Source organism: Chryseobacterium hilariae (assembly GCF_051400735.1).
Taxonomy (GTDB): Bacteria; Bacteroidota; Bacteroidia; order Flavobacteriales; family Weeksellaceae; genus Chryseobacterium.
Genome location: NZ_JBLFFJ010000003.1, coordinates 250840 through 267178, shown reverse-complemented (window position 1 = coordinate 267178; position 16339 = coordinate 250840). Strand labels below are relative to the sequence as shown.

General features: G+C 36.8%; 13 protein-coding genes. 11 read left to right on the top strand and 2 right to left on the bottom strand.

What is annotated here, in order from left to right; all coding sequences use genetic code 11:
* Window positions 1-28 precede the first annotated feature (28 nt).
* Together ACMGDK_RS10720 and ACMGDK_RS10715 are read left to right on the top strand one after the other, a co-directional pair.
* Window positions 29-943, top strand: coding sequence for an AraC family transcriptional regulator (locus ACMGDK_RS10720; RefSeq protein ID WP_436807944.1), 915 nt, complete (start codon window positions 29-31; stop codon window positions 941-943).
* 79 nt (window positions 944-1022) lie between these two features.
* On the top strand, window positions 1023-2261 hold the full coding sequence (locus ACMGDK_RS10715; protein ID WP_436807943.1) for an amidohydrolase: 1239 nt from the start codon (window positions 1023-1025) through the stop codon (window positions 2259-2261).
* 146 nt (window positions 2262-2407) lie between these two features.
* Here ACMGDK_RS10715 and ACMGDK_RS10710 read toward each other — a convergent pair whose 3' ends face one another.
* Window positions 2408-3619, bottom strand: coding sequence for a beta-helix domain-containing protein (locus ACMGDK_RS10710; RefSeq protein ID WP_436807942.1), 1212 nt, complete (start codon window positions 3617-3619; stop codon window positions 2408-2410).
* 33 nt (window positions 3620-3652) lie between these two features.
* On the bottom strand, window positions 3653-6253 hold the full coding sequence (locus ACMGDK_RS10705) for a TonB-dependent receptor plug domain-containing protein (RefSeq protein WP_436807941.1): 2601 nt from the start codon (window positions 6251-6253) through the stop codon (window positions 3653-3655).
* A gap of 198 nt (window positions 6254-6451) precedes the next feature.
* On the opposite strand from ACMGDK_RS10705, the gene ACMGDK_RS10700 reads away from it, so the two are divergent.
* From ACMGDK_RS10700 to ACMGDK_RS10660, 9 genes are all read left to right on the top strand, one after another.
* Window positions 6452-7129, top strand: a complete 678-nt coding sequence (locus ACMGDK_RS10700; protein WP_027379708.1) for a response regulator transcription factor — start codon at window positions 6452-6454, stop codon at window positions 7127-7129.
* A gap of 45 nt (window positions 7130-7174) precedes the next feature.
* Complete coding sequence (locus tag ACMGDK_RS10695) at window positions 7175-8206, top strand: sensor histidine kinase (RefSeq protein WP_436807940.1); 1032 nt, start codon at window positions 7175-7177, stop codon at window positions 8204-8206.
* Between the two features lie 134 nt (window positions 8207-8340).
* Complete coding sequence (locus tag ACMGDK_RS10690) at window positions 8341-8937, top strand: IS1096 element passenger TnpR family protein (RefSeq protein ID WP_436807939.1); 597 nt, start codon at window positions 8341-8343, stop codon at window positions 8935-8937.
* 228 nt (window positions 8938-9165) lie between these two features.
* Window positions 9166-10512, top strand: coding sequence for an alpha-amylase family glycosyl hydrolase (locus ACMGDK_RS10685; RefSeq protein WP_436807938.1), 1347 nt, complete (start codon window positions 9166-9168; stop codon window positions 10510-10512).
* A gap of 96 nt (window positions 10513-10608) precedes the next feature.
* On the top strand, window positions 10609-11049 hold the full coding sequence (locus ACMGDK_RS10680; RefSeq protein WP_436807937.1) for a GreA/GreB family elongation factor: 441 nt from the start codon (window positions 10609-10611) through the stop codon (window positions 11047-11049).
* A 162-nt stretch (window positions 11050-11211) separates the two neighbouring features.
* Complete coding sequence (locus ACMGDK_RS10675; RefSeq protein ID WP_436807936.1) at window positions 11212-12006, top strand: thymidylate synthase; 795 nt, start codon at window positions 11212-11214, stop codon at window positions 12004-12006.
* 197 nt (window positions 12007-12203) lie between these two features.
* Window positions 12204-13526: a serine hydrolase domain-containing protein gene (locus ACMGDK_RS10670; protein ID WP_436807935.1), complete on the top strand. Its 1323-nt coding sequence runs from the start codon at window positions 12204-12206 to the stop codon at window positions 13524-13526.
* A gap of 1 nt (window position 13527) precedes the next feature.
* Window positions 13528-13713, top strand: coding sequence for a hypothetical protein (locus ACMGDK_RS10665; protein ID WP_436807934.1), 186 nt, complete (start codon window positions 13528-13530; stop codon window positions 13711-13713).
* 54 nt (window positions 13714-13767) lie between these two features.
* The gene (locus ACMGDK_RS10660; RefSeq protein WP_436807933.1) at window positions 13768-16278 is read left to right on the top strand and encodes a M1 family metallopeptidase; all 2511 of its coding nucleotides are present in this window, start codon (window positions 13768-13770) and stop codon (window positions 16276-16278) included.
* The last annotated feature ends 61 nt before the right edge of the window (window positions 16279-16339 follow it).

Genomic DNA, 16339 nt, shown 5'->3' with positions numbered 1-16339 from the left:
GGTTAAAAGCAATCCTATCTGTTTAAAAATGAAAATATCTCCATCCATTCAGATTTCTTGTATAAATTTCACTAATTTTAAGAGAAAATCAGAGCACGTGGGTCATCATGCAGATCATTTTCCAGTTTTAGGAATTCAGGAATTCAATGAGAATCGGCTTCAGGGCTGTCATTTGTTGTTTAATGAACTGCATGGGGAACGTTCCATTGATGAACCGCATAAGCATGATTTTTTTATCATTAATTTATTTGAATATGGGAAAGGCAGCCACACGATCGATTTCACGGAATATGAAGTGAAAAACTGTCAGATCCATCTTGTTTTTCCGGATCAGGTGCATCAGTGGGTGATTGAAAAGGAAACTGTAGGCTATCAATTGATGATCAGCAGAGACTGGTTTGAGATTTTTCTGCCTGCACTGAGATTTTCAGCTTCTTATTATCAGAATCATCCGGTTATTCAGCTTTCTAAAGAAACTTTTCAGACTTTCCTGTATGAATTTCAGTCCATTCAGAAAGAAGTGAGTGAAAAAACTATCTTTTGGGAAGTCATTCAAAAACGGAGCGAACTGATAGGATTGCTGATCAGTAAATCGGTGGAGAGAGCTTTCAAAGATTTTGAAATGTATCATTCTAACCCTATTATTTCCAGATTTCTACATCTTATTGATGAGCATTTCAGAACGGAGAGATCGGTTTCCTTCTATGCGGAGAAACTTAATATTTCCGCCAATTATTTAAATATTGTCTGTAAAAAAAATCTTAATGCTTCGGCTTCCTCTCTTATCCAGGACAGGATTTTGCTGGAGGCGAAACGTCTTTTAAAAGTATCTGAAATGTCTGTAAAAGATATTGTGTATGATCTCGGTTTTTATGATCATGCCAGCTTTTCCAAATTTTTCAAAGTGCAGATGGGAATGACACCGTCTCAATTCAAAGAATAATCCATACAAGACATGGTATAATTGATACACCGTTTCTGAAGCCAAAGCTGGGTAACTTTGTCCTGTTAAAAGTAAAGTCATGCAGTTTCCCTATCAATTAATCGCAAAAGCAAAATATTCACTCAAAAATGTCCGTCTCGAAACGGGATTTGAATATGATGATGAAGAAGTGATCAGGACACAAACTGATCTTTTCAGTATTGAAATAGAAGAAGGAAAAATCAAAGCTGTAAAACCCAATAACCCTGGTTCCGATGCGTTGGATGCTAAAGGTTTCCTGATGCTTCCTGCTTTCAGAGATATGCACATCCATCTGGATAAAACATTGTACGGGCTCCCGTGGCAGGCGCTTTCGCCAAAACGGAGAACAGTAAAGGATATGATTGCTTATGAGCAGGAAATTATCCCTGAACTTTTAAAAACATCCGTGGAAAGGGCGGAGCAGCTGATCAGCCTGCTTCAGCATTATGGGACTCATTTTGTGAGAACACACTTTAATATTGATCCTACATCAGGCTTACAATCACTTGAAAATCTGGAAAAAGCATTAGAAAATAAAAAAGATTCTTTTAAAGCTGAACTTGTTGCTTTTCCACAGCATGGTTTGTATTATACAGAAACTATTCCTTTAATGAAAGAAGCGGCAAAGCTGGAAAATGTTGGTTTTATCGGAGGTCTTGACCCTTTAAGTATTGACGGACATATTGAAAAGGTGCTTGATTTTACAATACAACTGGCTTTAGATCATAAAAAAGGAATTGATATCCACCTGCATGAAGTAGGAGAGTCCGGAATGAAAACGATTAATTACCTGATTGATAAAGCAATTGAAAATCCAGAGCTTCAGGGAAAAACATTTGTAAGCCATGCCTTTGCTTTAGGGCATCTTTCATCAAGAGAGACGGAAAAAATTGCTGAAAGGCTGGCAGAAGGAAAAGTCGGAATTGCATCTTCTGTCCCTTTCAGAGGAACGATTATGCCAATTCCTGTTTTGAAAAAATACAATGTAAATGTCCTGATCGGAAATGATAATGTACAGGATTACTGGAGTACTTTCGGATCGGGAAATATGCTTCAGAAAGCGAATCTTATTGCTGAACTGTACGGATATGAAACAGAATTTGAACTGTCAAGAACACTTCAGTTTGCAACCCAAAATATTCTTCCGCTGGATGAAAAAGGAAAACAGCAATGGCCCAAACCAGACGACGATGCATCCGTTGTATTTGCAGATGCTTCATGTTCTGCAGAAGCGGTTTCCAGAATAGCCAAAATAAAAGCCTTAATGAATGAAGGAAATTTATTTTGGAGACATTAATTGAAATATATTTTTTAATATACTTGTTTTTTGTAAATAAAGCCATTGGATTTTCCGGTGGCTTTTTCAGCTTATGTTACTAAAATCAAAAGCCACCAGAAAAAATTCTGATGGCTTTTAAAATTTGATATGAAGAAACTAGTTACTTATTGTAATCCTGCTAAAAGATTAACTCCGTCTACTGTAGCCCATGCTCCAGGAGTTAGAGATACTTTGGTAACCGTAGCAGTGTTCGTGAAAGTTTTTCCGCCATTAGTTTGAGCATAACCCCAAACTCCCAAGTTATCTGAGTTCACATAGTTAATAGGGGATACTACTACTTTTCCTGGAGTAACCTGGCTTGTATTGGTTGCATCATCCTGAATAAGTACTGCATAAGCATTTTTCCCCCCTGTGTTTTTATATCCGCTTATATATACATTAGAGAAAATACCTGTTCCCTGTCTTTTGAATTGGATAGCAGAAATTTCTGTAGATCCCGCAACCTCAGGAGCAGTATTGGTATCTCTTATCAAAGTAATATTTGAAATCTTAGGTGCTGTATTGTCTACATTGGCGGAAGCTTCAATCTCCATTCCATAGTTACCAGTCACTGTTTGAAAAGCATACCAGTTGGTATTGTTCTGTCCGCTCCATGCATCCTGCCAGTCAAAAGAATCATCATAGTTACCATAAGAAACGATATTCTTAGCACTTACAGTACCTCCGAAGAATTCATACCCGTCATCAGTTCCCTTGTAGGCAACTAAGTTTTCTAAAATTGTACCATCTCCTACAGCATAGAATGTGAAAGTATTGGTTTCAGAAGTTCCATCATTAATTTTTTTACCGGCATATTCTACTCTTACATATTTTAGGATACCTGAGCTAAAGTTAGCATCAGTTCCACCATATGTTATAGCATTTCCATCTTCAGATACTGCAGTAGGATTTCCGTTCACAGCTTTGATAGGGGCCCTTCCATAAAGTGTTATTCCACCCCATCCGCCAGGAGTTTTTGCTGTAGTTGTGAAAACTATTGGCTCCGTTGCGGACCCTAAAGCAAGTATTTTACCACCTTGTAAAACAACTAAACTTGATGTAACAGCAGTAGATACGGTAAATGTTGCACCAGCTTCGATAGTAAGAGTAGCTCCATCAGCTACTTTTACAATACCTTCTAATGTATAATTCCCTTTTTTTATTGTTAAATTGGAAGTAATTTCACCAGATAATTTTCCTCCTTCAGGTAAAACACCAGCTGTATTTCCAGGGTTTGTATTAGTAGGAGTTCCTGAATCATCATTTACTTCGATTGTACATGAAGACAAGCTTAAAAGTAAAGTTAATGATAATAAAGTTAAAAGGTTTCTTTTCATTTTATAATAAGATTTTATTTTATAAGTTAATTTTTAAAAGGTATAGCCTACGGTCAAATTAAAAGTTACACCGTTGAAATAATTATTTAATGAATAAATACTGTTTGTATTTACAGTATAATAACTATCGTCTCCTAATTCAACACGGTATTTACTGTTTAGAATGTTTTGTACTCCTGCTTTTATGTTCCAATTCTTATCAATTTGATTTTGATAAACAAAGTCTAATTGATGGAAAGGTTTTTCATAATAGTTATCTGCACCCGAACCTCCTACTGCATAAATTTTAGAACCAGATACATTATATACCAAAGAGAAAGTTTTGCTGAAATTTTTTGAATTCTTGTATTCATATTTTAGATCAGCGTTGATGGTGTAAGGAGCAGCCCCTTGCAAGCCTCTTTTATGAAGCTGATCATTTGTAAAACCTTGTGGTCTTTCAGTTTTTAATTGATCTTCACTTCTTGTTACATCAGAATACATAAAGGTAGCATTAGCTCCTAATGTAAATTTGTCTAAGGATTCTGAAAACCTGCCTAAGTTCAAAATACCTTCCAGCTCAACTCCTGCAAGAGTAGCTTTTTCAGCATTATAAAATGTAATAACAGCACCACTTGCATTGGCTGAAGGAGCCATGGAACGCTCTATGGCCTTATCTATCCTCTTTGCAAATAAGTTAACGGCAAACATTTCTTTATTAGTTGGGAAATATTCCCATTTTAAATCTATATTGTAGTTTTCACTGTTTTGAATATTGGCATTACCAAGGATAGAGGAATTATCTGGATTGATATATTCAATAGGCATTGTTTCAATAAGGACAGGACGGGTAATAGTCTTGCTTAAAGATAATCTTAAGTTATTTTTATTATTTAAGGCCTTTTTTATAGAGAGTGAAGGTAAAAAGTAGTTTTTATTTGGTGTTAGGTTTTCTCTATTTGAATTACCAGGTCTGTTAAATCTAATAATTCTCATGTCATTCTCAAATCTACCACCTAATAAGATATCCCATGTATCAGTAGGTTTGTAATTAATATTAGCATATCCGGCATTTACAAACTGATATATATTAGATAGGTAAGCGTAAGAATCACTGCCTTCATTATAATAAAGCTGGCCATTGCTAATGGAATTATTTAAAGCATTTTGAGGACGGTCGACATTAATATAAACAGAAGAACTTCCGGTTCCCGGGTTACCGAAAATAAAACGATATGAATTCTTTCTTATATCTGCAAATCCATTATACCCGATAGATACTTGTAATGGATAATCCTTTCGATCACCCTTCTCACCTAATAAAACAGAATATTCTCCGAATGCTGAACCATAAAATCTGCCATTAACATCCAAATACTGTCGGATAAAGCTATTACCTCCATATGAAATTAAAGCATGAGTAAAATCTTCAGGCTGACTAAGTTCAAAAATCTTTCTGTCTGGTTGGCTATAACTGTTAATTACATAACTTGCCCCTGCTTTGAATTGGTGACGTTCTCCGATTTTTTGTGCCGCAGTTAACTGTAAATCCAAAAATCTCGAAATATCCTGCTGATTTGTTCTAAAGAAACGCTGATCCAGAACTTGGCCATTTTTATATCCGGTAAAATCCTGAATAATATTGGATGAATTCTGTAGGTAAATTGCATTCAAATTTACATTAGTACCTTTGTTTTTATATCCTAATCCTAGTAAAACAGAAGATTCTGTTTCATATTCGTAATCTTTTTTAGTTAACAAATTGCTTAGCTCTACGGTAGAGCCATTATTTCTAAACTGGTTATTCTCTCCTTCTCTGTATGAATATTTTGCTGACTGGTTTAAAGAGAATAGAATTCCTAAATTCCCTGTTTCACCCATTTTTGTTTTCTGTACAGTTGTAAATCCAATACTTGTATTGGGCATTGCTTTTACATTGTCCACATTCCATGAATCTTTAAAAGAATTTAATGATTCATTTGCTGTAAATCTATAGTTGCTTGGTCTTGAATCTCTAACTTCATCAGGAAGTCTTCTGTCTCTCGAATTCAAACCCAAATAGCCCTTCATTCCGTCTGCACCTTCAGATACTTTAAAGTTATTTCTGAATGTACTTAAAGTATTTATCCCTACGCTAAATTCCACTTTCGTAAATGGCTTATCAATCGTAAGCGTTTCAATATCAAAAGTAGCTCCTGCAAAATCTCCGTAAAGGTTAGAATTAAAGGTTTTATAGATATTTAGCTTTCCTACTACATCAGTCGGAAACTGCTTCAGGGCAATGATCTTTTGGAAAGGGTTGTTGGAAGGTGATCCAAGACCGTTGATCAATAAATAATTGTATCGTTCTTCAAGTCCTCTTACGAAAAGTCCTCTTCCTTCTACCGTAGTGATTCCCGTCACCTTCGTAAGCCCCTGTTCCACGTTCGAAATCCCTTTTCTGGAAATCTCTTCAGCACTTACAGCCTGTTTTTGAATAACCGCTTTTTTTTGTTCTCCTAATACCGCAGTTTCAGTTTTCTTGTTGCTGCTTCCTTGGATTACTACGCCATCAATTTTTTTCTCCTTAATGATCGTGTCCTGCTTCGTTTCCTGAGCGTAAAACATTGATCCGGATAAAAATACGACCGCAATGCTAAGTTTATTAATTTTCATTATCTTACTTACTTTATTTACTAGTTTCTTTCGGTGCAAAGGAATAAAAGATTAATGGGGTAAGTGGTTTAGCGAATTTTAATTTTTCTTTAACTAAACATTAATAAAACAAGATTATTGTTAACTTTATATGAACGATAATACATTTGTTCATCTGTGCTTTAAAATTTATTAACTTTGACTCAGTAAAAATTGAAAATGAACCAAAAGAAAATACTCTTAATAGACGATGAACTGGATATTTTAGAGATTCTGTCTTACAACCTGGAAAAAGAAGGCTATGATATCTATACTGCCACAAACGGTAACGAAGGAATAGATAAAGCCAAAGAAATCATCCCCGATCTTATTCTATTAGATGTCATGATGCCGGAAAAAGACGGTATCGAAACCTGTCAGGAGCTCCGTAAAGTAAAAGAACTGCAGAAAACACTGATTGTTTTCCTTTCCGCAAGAAGCGAGGAATTCTCCCAGTTGGCAGGATTTCAGGCCGGAGCCAATGATTATATTGTAAAACTGATCAAACCGAAAATTCTGATTTCTAAAGTGAACGCTTTATTGCAGCTAACTTCCCAGGTTTCAGATAATGCTAAACTGATTGAAATTGGTGATCTGGTGATCGACAAAGACAATTTCAGGGTTTCCAAAAGCGGACAGCAGTTCCTTCTTCCTAAAAAAGAGTTCGATTTGCTTTATCTTCTCGCTTCAAATACTGAAAAAGTATTCAAGAGAGAAGAAATTCTGGAAAAAGTATGGGGCAATGACGTAATCGTAGGAGAAAGAACTATTGACGTCCATATCAGAAGATTGAGAGAAAAGCTGGGAATTAATACCATCCAGACATTAAAAGGAATTGGTTATAAGCTTATCGTTTAATAACATATTTCCTATCTTTACATAAACCTATAAAAACTTGTAAAATTGAAATTTTACAGACTTACACTCGTCGCCTCGTGTCTTCTGACACTGGTGATGTTTCTTTTAGTGATCATCTTTGATTCACTGAAGGATATCTATTACCAGACGCCTTTTTTTAAGATTGGCCTTTTTACCTGCCTCATCCTCATCTTTATGATCAATTATGTGGTCCTGGAGCTTCTTTTCAACTATTATGGGAAAAAGCAGGTTCGCGGGCTTTCACAAATGCTTCCGCAGGAAATTGTTCATGACAATAACGAAAATATTACCATTAAAGAACTTGGCGAAAGATTTTCCGATCTTAACCAGCAGCAGATAACGGAAATCGATATGATGAAGGAAATGGAAAGCTACCGTAAAGAATACATCGGAAATGTTTCCCATGAGCTTAAAACACCGCTGTTTTCCATTCAGGGATATGTGGAAACCCTCAGAGACGGAGGTGTTGACAATCTTACCATCCGAGATAAGTATCTGGAAAGAATAGATAAATCTGTGGAAAGACTGATCGCAATCGTTACAGATCTTGACATGATCAACCGCCTCGAGGCAGGAGAGATCAGCATTACGGTTTCAAGATTTGATGTTAACCTTCTGATCAAAGAAATTTTTGAGCTTCTTGAATTTGAAGCTGAAAAGCATAATGCAACTCTGCAGATCCAGACCCTTCATCCACAAATCTTTGTAGATGCCGACAAACAGAAAATTTCACAGGTTTTTATTAACCTTATTTCCAATGCTATCCATTATGCCAACAGGCAGGAAGCGAAAGTAGTCGTAAAAACCAGTGTGCTTAAAAATAAAGTACTGATTGAAGTGATTGACAACGGAATGGGAATTAAAGCTGAAGCCCTTCCGAGAATCTTTGAAAGATTTTACCGTGTCGAAACCAGCAGAAGCAGAAGAGAAGGTGGTTCCGGACTTGGACTGGCTATTGTAAAGCATATCCTGGAAGCCCATAACGAAAATATTACCGTAGAAAGCGTCTATCTTGAAGGGACTAAATTCAGTTTTATGCTTGAAAAAAGCAAATAATTCTGGTAAAATGTAAGAAAAAAAAATATTTTAAAAAATCCTGAAATATTTTTTTGTCACCTGTCATTTATTATATATTTGCAACAGAGATTTATCATAATAATTAAGGCAAAAAAGTAATTTAAGAAACTGATATGGTTTACAAGATCCGCGTAATATTAGATGCGAAAGAAGATATTTTCCGTGATATTGAAGTAAAGGGAAAACAATCACTATGGAACTTACATTTGGGAATTAAAAGCGCGTTCAGTCTTCAGGGAGACGAACTTTCCACTTTTAATATGTTGGAAGACGACGGAACAATAGTAAAAAGTGTTCCCCTGGAAGATATGAGTGACGATGGTGATGGCGAAATTATGTCGGATGTGTACATTGATGAAGCTTTTGGAAATATAGGCGACAAAGCTCAGTTCCAGTACGGGCTTCTTGATCTTTGGGAGCTATACTGCGAGCTTGTAGAAATCATCGAAGAAACAAAAGGAGTTAATTATCCTATTACGGTATACAGGTTCGGAAACGTTCCGTTAAAAGCACCAAGCAAAAGCGGAAACGGAGGATCTAAAAAAAGATCGGCAATGCCATTGATGGATGATGATTTCAGTTTCGAGGATGACTTTGGAGGAAGTACAAATTTTGAAGATGAAGATGATGACAGTTTCGATGATGACGAAGAAGAAAACTACAACGATGATGTTTTCGAAGAGGATGATGATAACGATGATGAAAGATAACATCTGAACAATATAAGACCCCGGATTTCTGTCCGGGGCTTTTTTATATTAAAGGTGAATTTTACTTCATGGAATCAATAGTGAATTTTTATCTCCATTCATCTTTCATGAAAATTGCCTTGCGAAGCAAAATTCACTATTAACCATTCACATTTTACCTTTTTCACTTCTTTACTTTCTCTGCTCTTTAACAAAAAAACATTCCTTACTTTTGTTAAAAATAGATAAATGAAGAAATTAATTCTATTAGCAATAATTGGTCTGGGAATTATTTCCTGTACCACTCGAAATACTCAAAATACTATGGATCTGCCGAAGGAATGGAAGCACACGACCAATATTTACGAAGTCAACTTAAGACAATATACACAGGAAGGGACATTTAAAGCATTTGAAAAAGAAATGCCCCGCCTGAAAAAAATGGGAGTCAGAACTCTTTGGTTTATGCCCATAACACCCATTGCCCAGCAAAATAAAAAAGGAAGTCTTGGAAGTCAGTATGCCGCTTCAGATTACACGTCCATCAATCCGGAGTTTGGAACCATGAATGATTTTAAGCATATGGTGAACGAAGCCCATCGATTAGGCTTTAAAGTAATCATTGATTGGGTTGCAAACCATACCGGTTGGGATCATATCTGGACAAAAACACATCCGGAATTCTATCTGAAAGATCCTGATGGAAAATTCCATATTGCTTCAGGAATGGATGATATTATTGAGCTTGATTACAAAAACCAGGAAATGAGGCTGGCAATGATTGATGCCATGAAATTCTGGGTAAAGGAAACCGGTATAGACGGTTTTAGATGCGATCTTGCTTCTTGGGTTGAAGTGGATTTCTGGCAGCAGGCACGTCCGGAAGTCGAAAAAATAAAACCTCTTTTCTGGCTGGGAGAATTTGATGAGCTTGAAAGCCCTGAATACGGAAAAGTATTTGATGCAAGCTACTCGTGGAAATGGATGCACAAATCTGCAGATTATTATAAGAAAAATGAGCCTCTTCAGGAACTTAAAGATTTGTTGCAAAAATATTCCAATATCGGAGATGCTTCCATGAGAGCCTGGTTTACAACCAATCACGACGAAAATTCCTGGAACGGTACAGAATACGAAAAGTATGGAGCAATCACCAAGCCTATGGCCGTGTTCTCTGCAACATGGAACGGTATTCCCCTGTTATATTCAGGTCAGGAACTTCCCAATATGAAAAGGCTGGAATTTTTTGAAAAAGATGTCATCAAATGGACCAGTACCTATCAGATGGTTGAATTTTATAAAACTCTGCTGGAACTGAAAGCCTCCAATCCCGCGTTAAGAGGAGGGGATAGTAATGTATCTACTTATCTTTTAAATACCACAGCCAATGATAAAATTCTGGCTTACGTTAGAAAGAACGGAAAAGATGAGGTGCTGGTAGTCCTGAATATGTCAAAAGAACCCGTAAATTTTACGATTGAAGACCAAAATCTTTCAGGAACTTTCCGGAATGTTTTTGACAAGACTAAAAGAGATTTTGACAACGGAAAAGACTTTACATTCAAAGTTTCAGATTATGCAGTTTTTGAAAAATAAATAGGTATAAAATATTCAATAGAGGCGGGCTTTAGCCCGCTTACTTTATGCACATTGGCAACCGGCTTTAATCAAAATTTACACGAACCTTCAGATATGAACAAACAGGGATTATTGAACATTATAAAAACAAAGCTTACAGAAAAAATACAATCTTTTGAAAACCTGATTGCAGAAACCCGTGCCTCTAGTAATGATACCAAAAGTTCCATGGGCGACAAATATGAAACAGGCCGCGAAATGCTTCAGCAGGAAATCAATAACCTTCAGAGACAGCTAAATGAATCTCTAAATCAGCAGTCTGTGATTCAAAAAATATCAGTTGAACCTTCAGACAAAGTTCAGAACGGATCCTTGGTGAAAACGGATAAAGGTTTCTTTTATATCACAATATCCATAGGCGAAATTATTTCCGAAAACCAGAAGATTATGACGGTTTCTGCAGAATCACCTTTGGTGAAGGCCATGTCAGGAAAAAAAGAAGGCGAGACTTTTGTCATTAATAATATGACCCAGACTATTCAGAAGATCTGGTAATCATTTTATAGGAATTTAAAGTTAAAAATTTCATTCTTTTGATTAAAGATCAAAGAACCTAATAGACAAAGCATTCATGGAAATGGATGCTTTTTTATGATCTATGATACCCATAAATCGTTTAATTTTTTCTAAATTTGAACCATAAAAAGCACTTTCAAAATGCAGAACTACCTGGAACTTTTACAGCATATTTTAGACAATGGAACAGACAAGACGGACAGAACCGGAACCGGAACCAGGAGTGTTTTCGGGTACCAACTGAGATACGATCTGTCAAAAGGTTTCCCGATGGTAACTACAAAAAAGGTACACCTGAAATCCATTATCTATGAATTGCTTTGGTTTTTGAATGGTGATACCAATGTCAAATATCTCAACGACAACGGAGTGAGCATCTGGGACGAATGGGCTGATGAAAACGGTGACCTGGGACCTGTTTACGGTGCACAGTGGAGAAGCTGGCAGGGAGCTGACGGAAAAGTGGTAGATCAGATTACTGAAGTCATAGATCAGATCAAAAAGAACCCTGACTCAAGAAGGCTCATTGTTTCTGCTTGGAACGCAGCTGAGATACCTAATATGGCCCTTGCACCATGTCACGCTTTGTTCCAGTTTTATGTAGCAGATGGAAAACTGTCGCTGCAATTATATCAGAGAAGCGCTGATGTGTTTCTGGGAGTGCCGTTCAATATTGCAAGCTATGCCTTACTGCTGATGATGGTTGCACAGGTTTGCGATCTGGAAGTAGGAGATTATATTCATAGTTTCGGAGATGTTCATATTTATAACAATCATTTTGAACAGGTTAATAAACAGCTTTCCAGAGAACCAAGGCCACTTCCGGTTATGAAGCTGAATCCTGAGGTAAAAGATATTTTCAGTTTTAATTTTGAAGACTTTACCCTGGAAAATTATGATCCGCACCCGGGAATCAAAGCTCCTGTGGCAATTTAATTAATCGTATGGAATATAAAAGTGAAGCAAGGTCTTCACTTTTTTTATCTCAAAAAAAGACAGTTTGTGGAAAGATGAACATAAGATGATGTCACAACTGAGAAATCTTGATTTCTTCTGAAGACTATAAATAACTTTCCGGTACGTACTGTTGTAACAGAATCCTTAATTTTACTACTGATTGGAAAATTAATAATATGATTCTGAAAAAACTGTTTTTTGTGGTGACAGCAAGTATTTCATGTATGGCATTTTCTCAAAGTACAAACAAACAGAAATTAATGGATTATCTTGATTCACTTTCTGTTCATCATAAAGTCATGGGAAGTTTCGCTATTGCAGAAAAAGGGCAACCTACTTTTCTGAAAACTACAGGATTCTCCGATGTTGCAAAACAGCAGAAAGCCAATATAAATACCCAATACCGAATAGGTTCCATTTCCAAAACATTTACCGCAGTACTTGTGATGAAGGCTGTTGAAGAAAAAAAACTATCCCTCGATACTAAACTTTCCACCTGGTATCCTGAAATAGAAAATGCAGATAAAATTACCCTTGAAAATCTTTTACAGCACCGAAGCGGAATTCATAATCTAACGGATGAACAGGAGTACTGGAGCTATAATACAACAGCTCAGACAGAACAATCCCTGGTGTCAATCATCAAAAAATACAAAAACGACTTTTCTCCGGGAACAAAATATGAATACAGCAATTCAAATTATATTCTGCTGGCCTTTATACTGGAAAAGGTCTATAAAAAAACTTATGCACAGTTGCTTAAGGCTAAAATTACAAATCCTCTGAAGTTAACACTGACGGAAGTGGGCGGAAAGATTGATCCTTCCAAAAACCAGGCGCTTTCCTATACCTACTCCGCTGGAAGTTATCAGCCGTGGCAGGAAACAGATATGAGCATTCCTGTTGGTGCAGGAAATATCATTTCTACCCCAACAGAACTTCTGAAGTTTATCACTGCTCTGGAAAACGGAAAACTCATCAATAAAACCAGCCTTTCCCGGATGAAAAATTTTATCGACGGCTATGGCTATGGAATTGCACAGGTACCTTTTGAAAAATATTCGGGGTATGGACATAACGGGGGAATTGATCAGTTCCGATCAGTACTGTATTATTTTCCTGAGCTGAAAGTAGCAGTGAGTGCCATAACCAATCAATCAGATTACGATAATAATGATATTTCGATCAAAATGATCCAGACAGCTATTGGAAAAGATTTTAAAATGCCTAATTTTAAAGAAGTTTCTATAGCAGCTGAAATTCTGAAAAAATATGAAGGGCTTTACAAGACAGAAGGCTTTCCATTGGATATAAAAATATTTCAGCAAGAAGGAAAGCTGATGGGGCAGGCTACAGGACAGGGCGCATTTCCACTGGAAGCAGTCTCTGAAAGCGAATTTAAGTTTGAAATGGCAGGCATTAAAATGAAGTTCAATGCTGAGAAAGGAACTATGGACTTCTCACAAGGAGCCAATAATTTTACCTTTAAGAAACAATAAAATGAAATATTTAAAAATCAATACAGAAGACAATGCAGACCTTGCAGCACTTCAAAATGCAGTTCTACAACTGAAAGGTGTAGCTTCGGCAGAGATCGTTGATGACGAAAACCCGGAAAGTGAACTGAAAAAAGCTTTTGCCAAAACAAAAGAACAGCTCAAAAGGAGACTACGAAACCCTGGTTAATGATATTTTTGAAATAATAACAAAAAATAATTCTAAAAAATAATACAGTAATACATGAAAAAGGCGATTTTGTCCATTGCTATACTCGGAATTTTCTTTTCCACCAACGTATCAGCACAGACCGAAACTTCAGGAAGGGAAAAGGTTTACAGAGCCACTCACACGAAAGTAACGGAACTTAAACATACCAAGCTTAAAGTCAATTTTGATTATCAGAAAGAGCAAATGGGTGGGGAAGAATGGCTGACAGCCTCTCCGTATTTTTATCCGACCAATGAATTAACACTTGATGCAAAAGGAATGCTGATTCATGAAGTAGCTCTTGACAACAACGGAAAAAGATCACCTCTGAAATATGAATATAAAGATGACATCCTGAAAATCAATCTGGACAAAACCTATCAGAAAAATCAGGAATATACGGTGTACATCAAATATACCGCACGACCTAATGAAGTAAAACAGAAAGGAAGTATGGCCATCAATGATGCCAAAGGTCTTTATTTCGTCAATGCACAGGGACAGGAACAGGATATGCCTACACAAATCTGGACACAAGGGGAAACGGAATCTTCTTCTGCATGGTTCCCAACCATCGATAAACCGAATCAGAAGACTACCCAGGAGATCTATATGACTGTTCCTGATAAATACGTAACGCTTTCCAACGGAATTCTAAAAGATTCACAGAAAGAAGGAAACAATTTAAGAACAGACCATTGGGTAATGGATAAAAGACATGCCACTTATCTGTTCTTCATGGGCGTAGGAGAATATGCCATCGTTAAAGACAAATGGAAAAATATTCCTGTAGATTATTATATCGAAAAAGAATATGAACCTTATGCAAAACAGATCTACGGAAATACTCCGGAAATGATCGAGTTTTTCTCCAAAAAAATGGGCTATGATTATCCGTGGGCAAAATATGCACAGATCTCAGGAAGAGATTATGTGAGCGGTGCCATGGAAAATACAACCGCAACCCTTCATGGAAGCGATATCCTTCAAAAGCCGGGACAGCTTATCGATGAAAACAAATGGGAAGATACCATTGCCCATGAATTATTCCACCACTGGTTCGGAGACCTTGTGACAGCAGAAAGCTGGAGCAACTTAACAGTAAATGAATCATTTGCCAACTATTCCGAATACCTTTGGAATGAATATAAATACGGAAAAGACCAGGCAGACTACCACCAGATGACCGATGTGAATATGTATATCCACAATCCGGTTGATTTCAAGAAAAACCTTGTAAGATTCAATTATGACTCCCGTGAAGATGTTTTTGATCTTGTGACCTATCAGAAAGGAGGTGGAATTCTTCACATGCTGAGAAATTATCTCGGTGATGATGCTTTCTTTGCCGGAATGAACGACTATCTGAAAACCAATGAGTACCAGAATGCAGAAGCACACCAATTAAGACTTTCTTTTGAAAAGGTTTCAGGGAAAGACCTGAATTGGTTCTTCAATCAATGGTATTTCGGAAGCGGAAATCCAAAGATCAATTACTCATTTACTTTCGAACCGGTAAAAAAACAGGTAGCCGTAACGATCAACCAGACACAGGAGCAGCCATTTGAGTTTCCTCTTGCCATTGATGTGTATGACAACGGAAAGCCAAAAAGATATAACGTCTGGGTAAATGCCGAAGCGAAGAATACATTCAATTTTGATGTTTCTAAAACTCCTGATCTTGTCAATATCAACGCAGACGGAATTTTACTGGCAGATATTACAGATACCAAAACTCCCGAGCAGAACCTGATGCAGTTCACCAACTCTAAAGAATTTAAGAGCAGATATAAAGCTTTATCAGCCATAAAAGATCAGGTAGGAAAAAATCCGGCCGTCACTAAATTACTGGCTGCTGCAATAAAAGATCCGTATTTTAGAACAAGAATCAAAGCCCTTCAATTGATGGATCTTTCAAATCCTGAACAGATGAAAGCCCTGGGCGCAGATGTCGAGAAATTAGCTTCTAACGACCCAAAAACATTAGTTCAGGCTGCTGCCATTTCCGCATTAGCTAAAACTAAGGATAAAAAATATCTTCCAATTTTTGAGAAAGGAGTAAATGCTGTTTCCAATGCTGTAAAAGGGACTTCATTAGGCGCTGTTGTAGCTATTGACCCGTCAAAAGCTAGTACATTGGCTGGTAAAATTGATCTTGAAGGAGCTTCAGACGAATTGCTAAGTCAGCTGCTTCCGGTTATTGTAAAGAATAAAGTGACTTCACAGATGGCCAATATCACTCCGCTTGTAGCTTTTTATCCGTTTATTAAGTTCCAGAATCCGGAATTGGGTAAATCTGCGGAAGAAGGATATAACTGGATCATGAGCTCAGATAATCTGAAAGCTACTGAAAACATTACCAAAATAGTCAGCCAAGCAAAAGGTGAAATGGGTGATAATCCTCAGGTAAAAATGATGATTTCCCAGATGCTGAAAGATGGTTTAAGTAAAAAAATGGAGCTGTTGAAGCAGGATCCTCAGAATTCTGCAAGCATCAACAAACAGATTGATGCCATAAATAAAGCCATTGAAGATTTTAAATAAACAGATCATTAAAATATCAAGAATATAAAACCGCTGTATTGAACAGCGGTTTTTTTATGAT

Excerpts from the sequence above, each read along its gene's own strand:
- ACMGDK_RS10675 (WP_436807936.1), top strand. The coding sequence starts at position 11,212 with ATGCAGAACTACCTGGAACTTTTACAGCATATTTTAGACAATGGAACA.
- ACMGDK_RS10660 (WP_436807933.1), top strand. The coding sequence starts at position 13,768 with ATGAAAAAGGCGATTTTGTCCATTGCTATACTCGGAATTTTCTTTTCC.
- ACMGDK_RS10700 (WP_027379708.1), top strand. The coding sequence starts at position 6,452 with ATGAACCAAAAGAAAATACTCTTAATAGACGATGAACTGGATATTTTA.
- ACMGDK_RS10685 (WP_436807938.1), top strand. The coding sequence starts at position 9,166 with ATGAAGAAATTAATTCTATTAGCAATAATTGGTCTGGGAATTATTTCC.
- ACMGDK_RS10680 (WP_436807937.1), top strand. The coding sequence starts at position 10,609 with ATGAACAAACAGGGATTATTGAACATTATAAAAACAAAGCTTACAGAA.
- ACMGDK_RS10665 (WP_436807934.1), top strand. The coding sequence starts at position 13,528 with ATGAAATATTTAAAAATCAATACAGAAGACAATGCAGACCTTGCAGCA.
- ACMGDK_RS10670 (WP_436807935.1), top strand. The coding sequence starts at position 12,204 with ATGATTCTGAAAAAACTGTTTTTTGTGGTGACAGCAAGTATTTCATGT.
- ACMGDK_RS10715 (WP_436807943.1), top strand. The coding sequence starts at position 1,023 with ATGCAGTTTCCCTATCAATTAATCGCAAAAGCAAAATATTCACTCAAA.
- ACMGDK_RS10720 (WP_436807944.1), top strand. The coding sequence starts at position 29 with ATGAAAATATCTCCATCCATTCAGATTTCTTGTATAAATTTCACTAAT.
- ACMGDK_RS10690 (WP_436807939.1), top strand. The coding sequence starts at position 8,341 with ATGGTTTACAAGATCCGCGTAATATTAGATGCGAAAGAAGATATTTTC.
- ACMGDK_RS10710 (WP_436807942.1), bottom strand. The coding sequence starts at position 3,619 with ATGAAAAGAAACCTTTTAACTTTATTATCATTAACTTTACTTTTAAGC.
- ACMGDK_RS10705 (WP_436807941.1), bottom strand. The coding sequence starts at position 6,253 with ATGAAAATTAATAAACTTAGCATTGCGGTCGTATTTTTATCCGGATCA.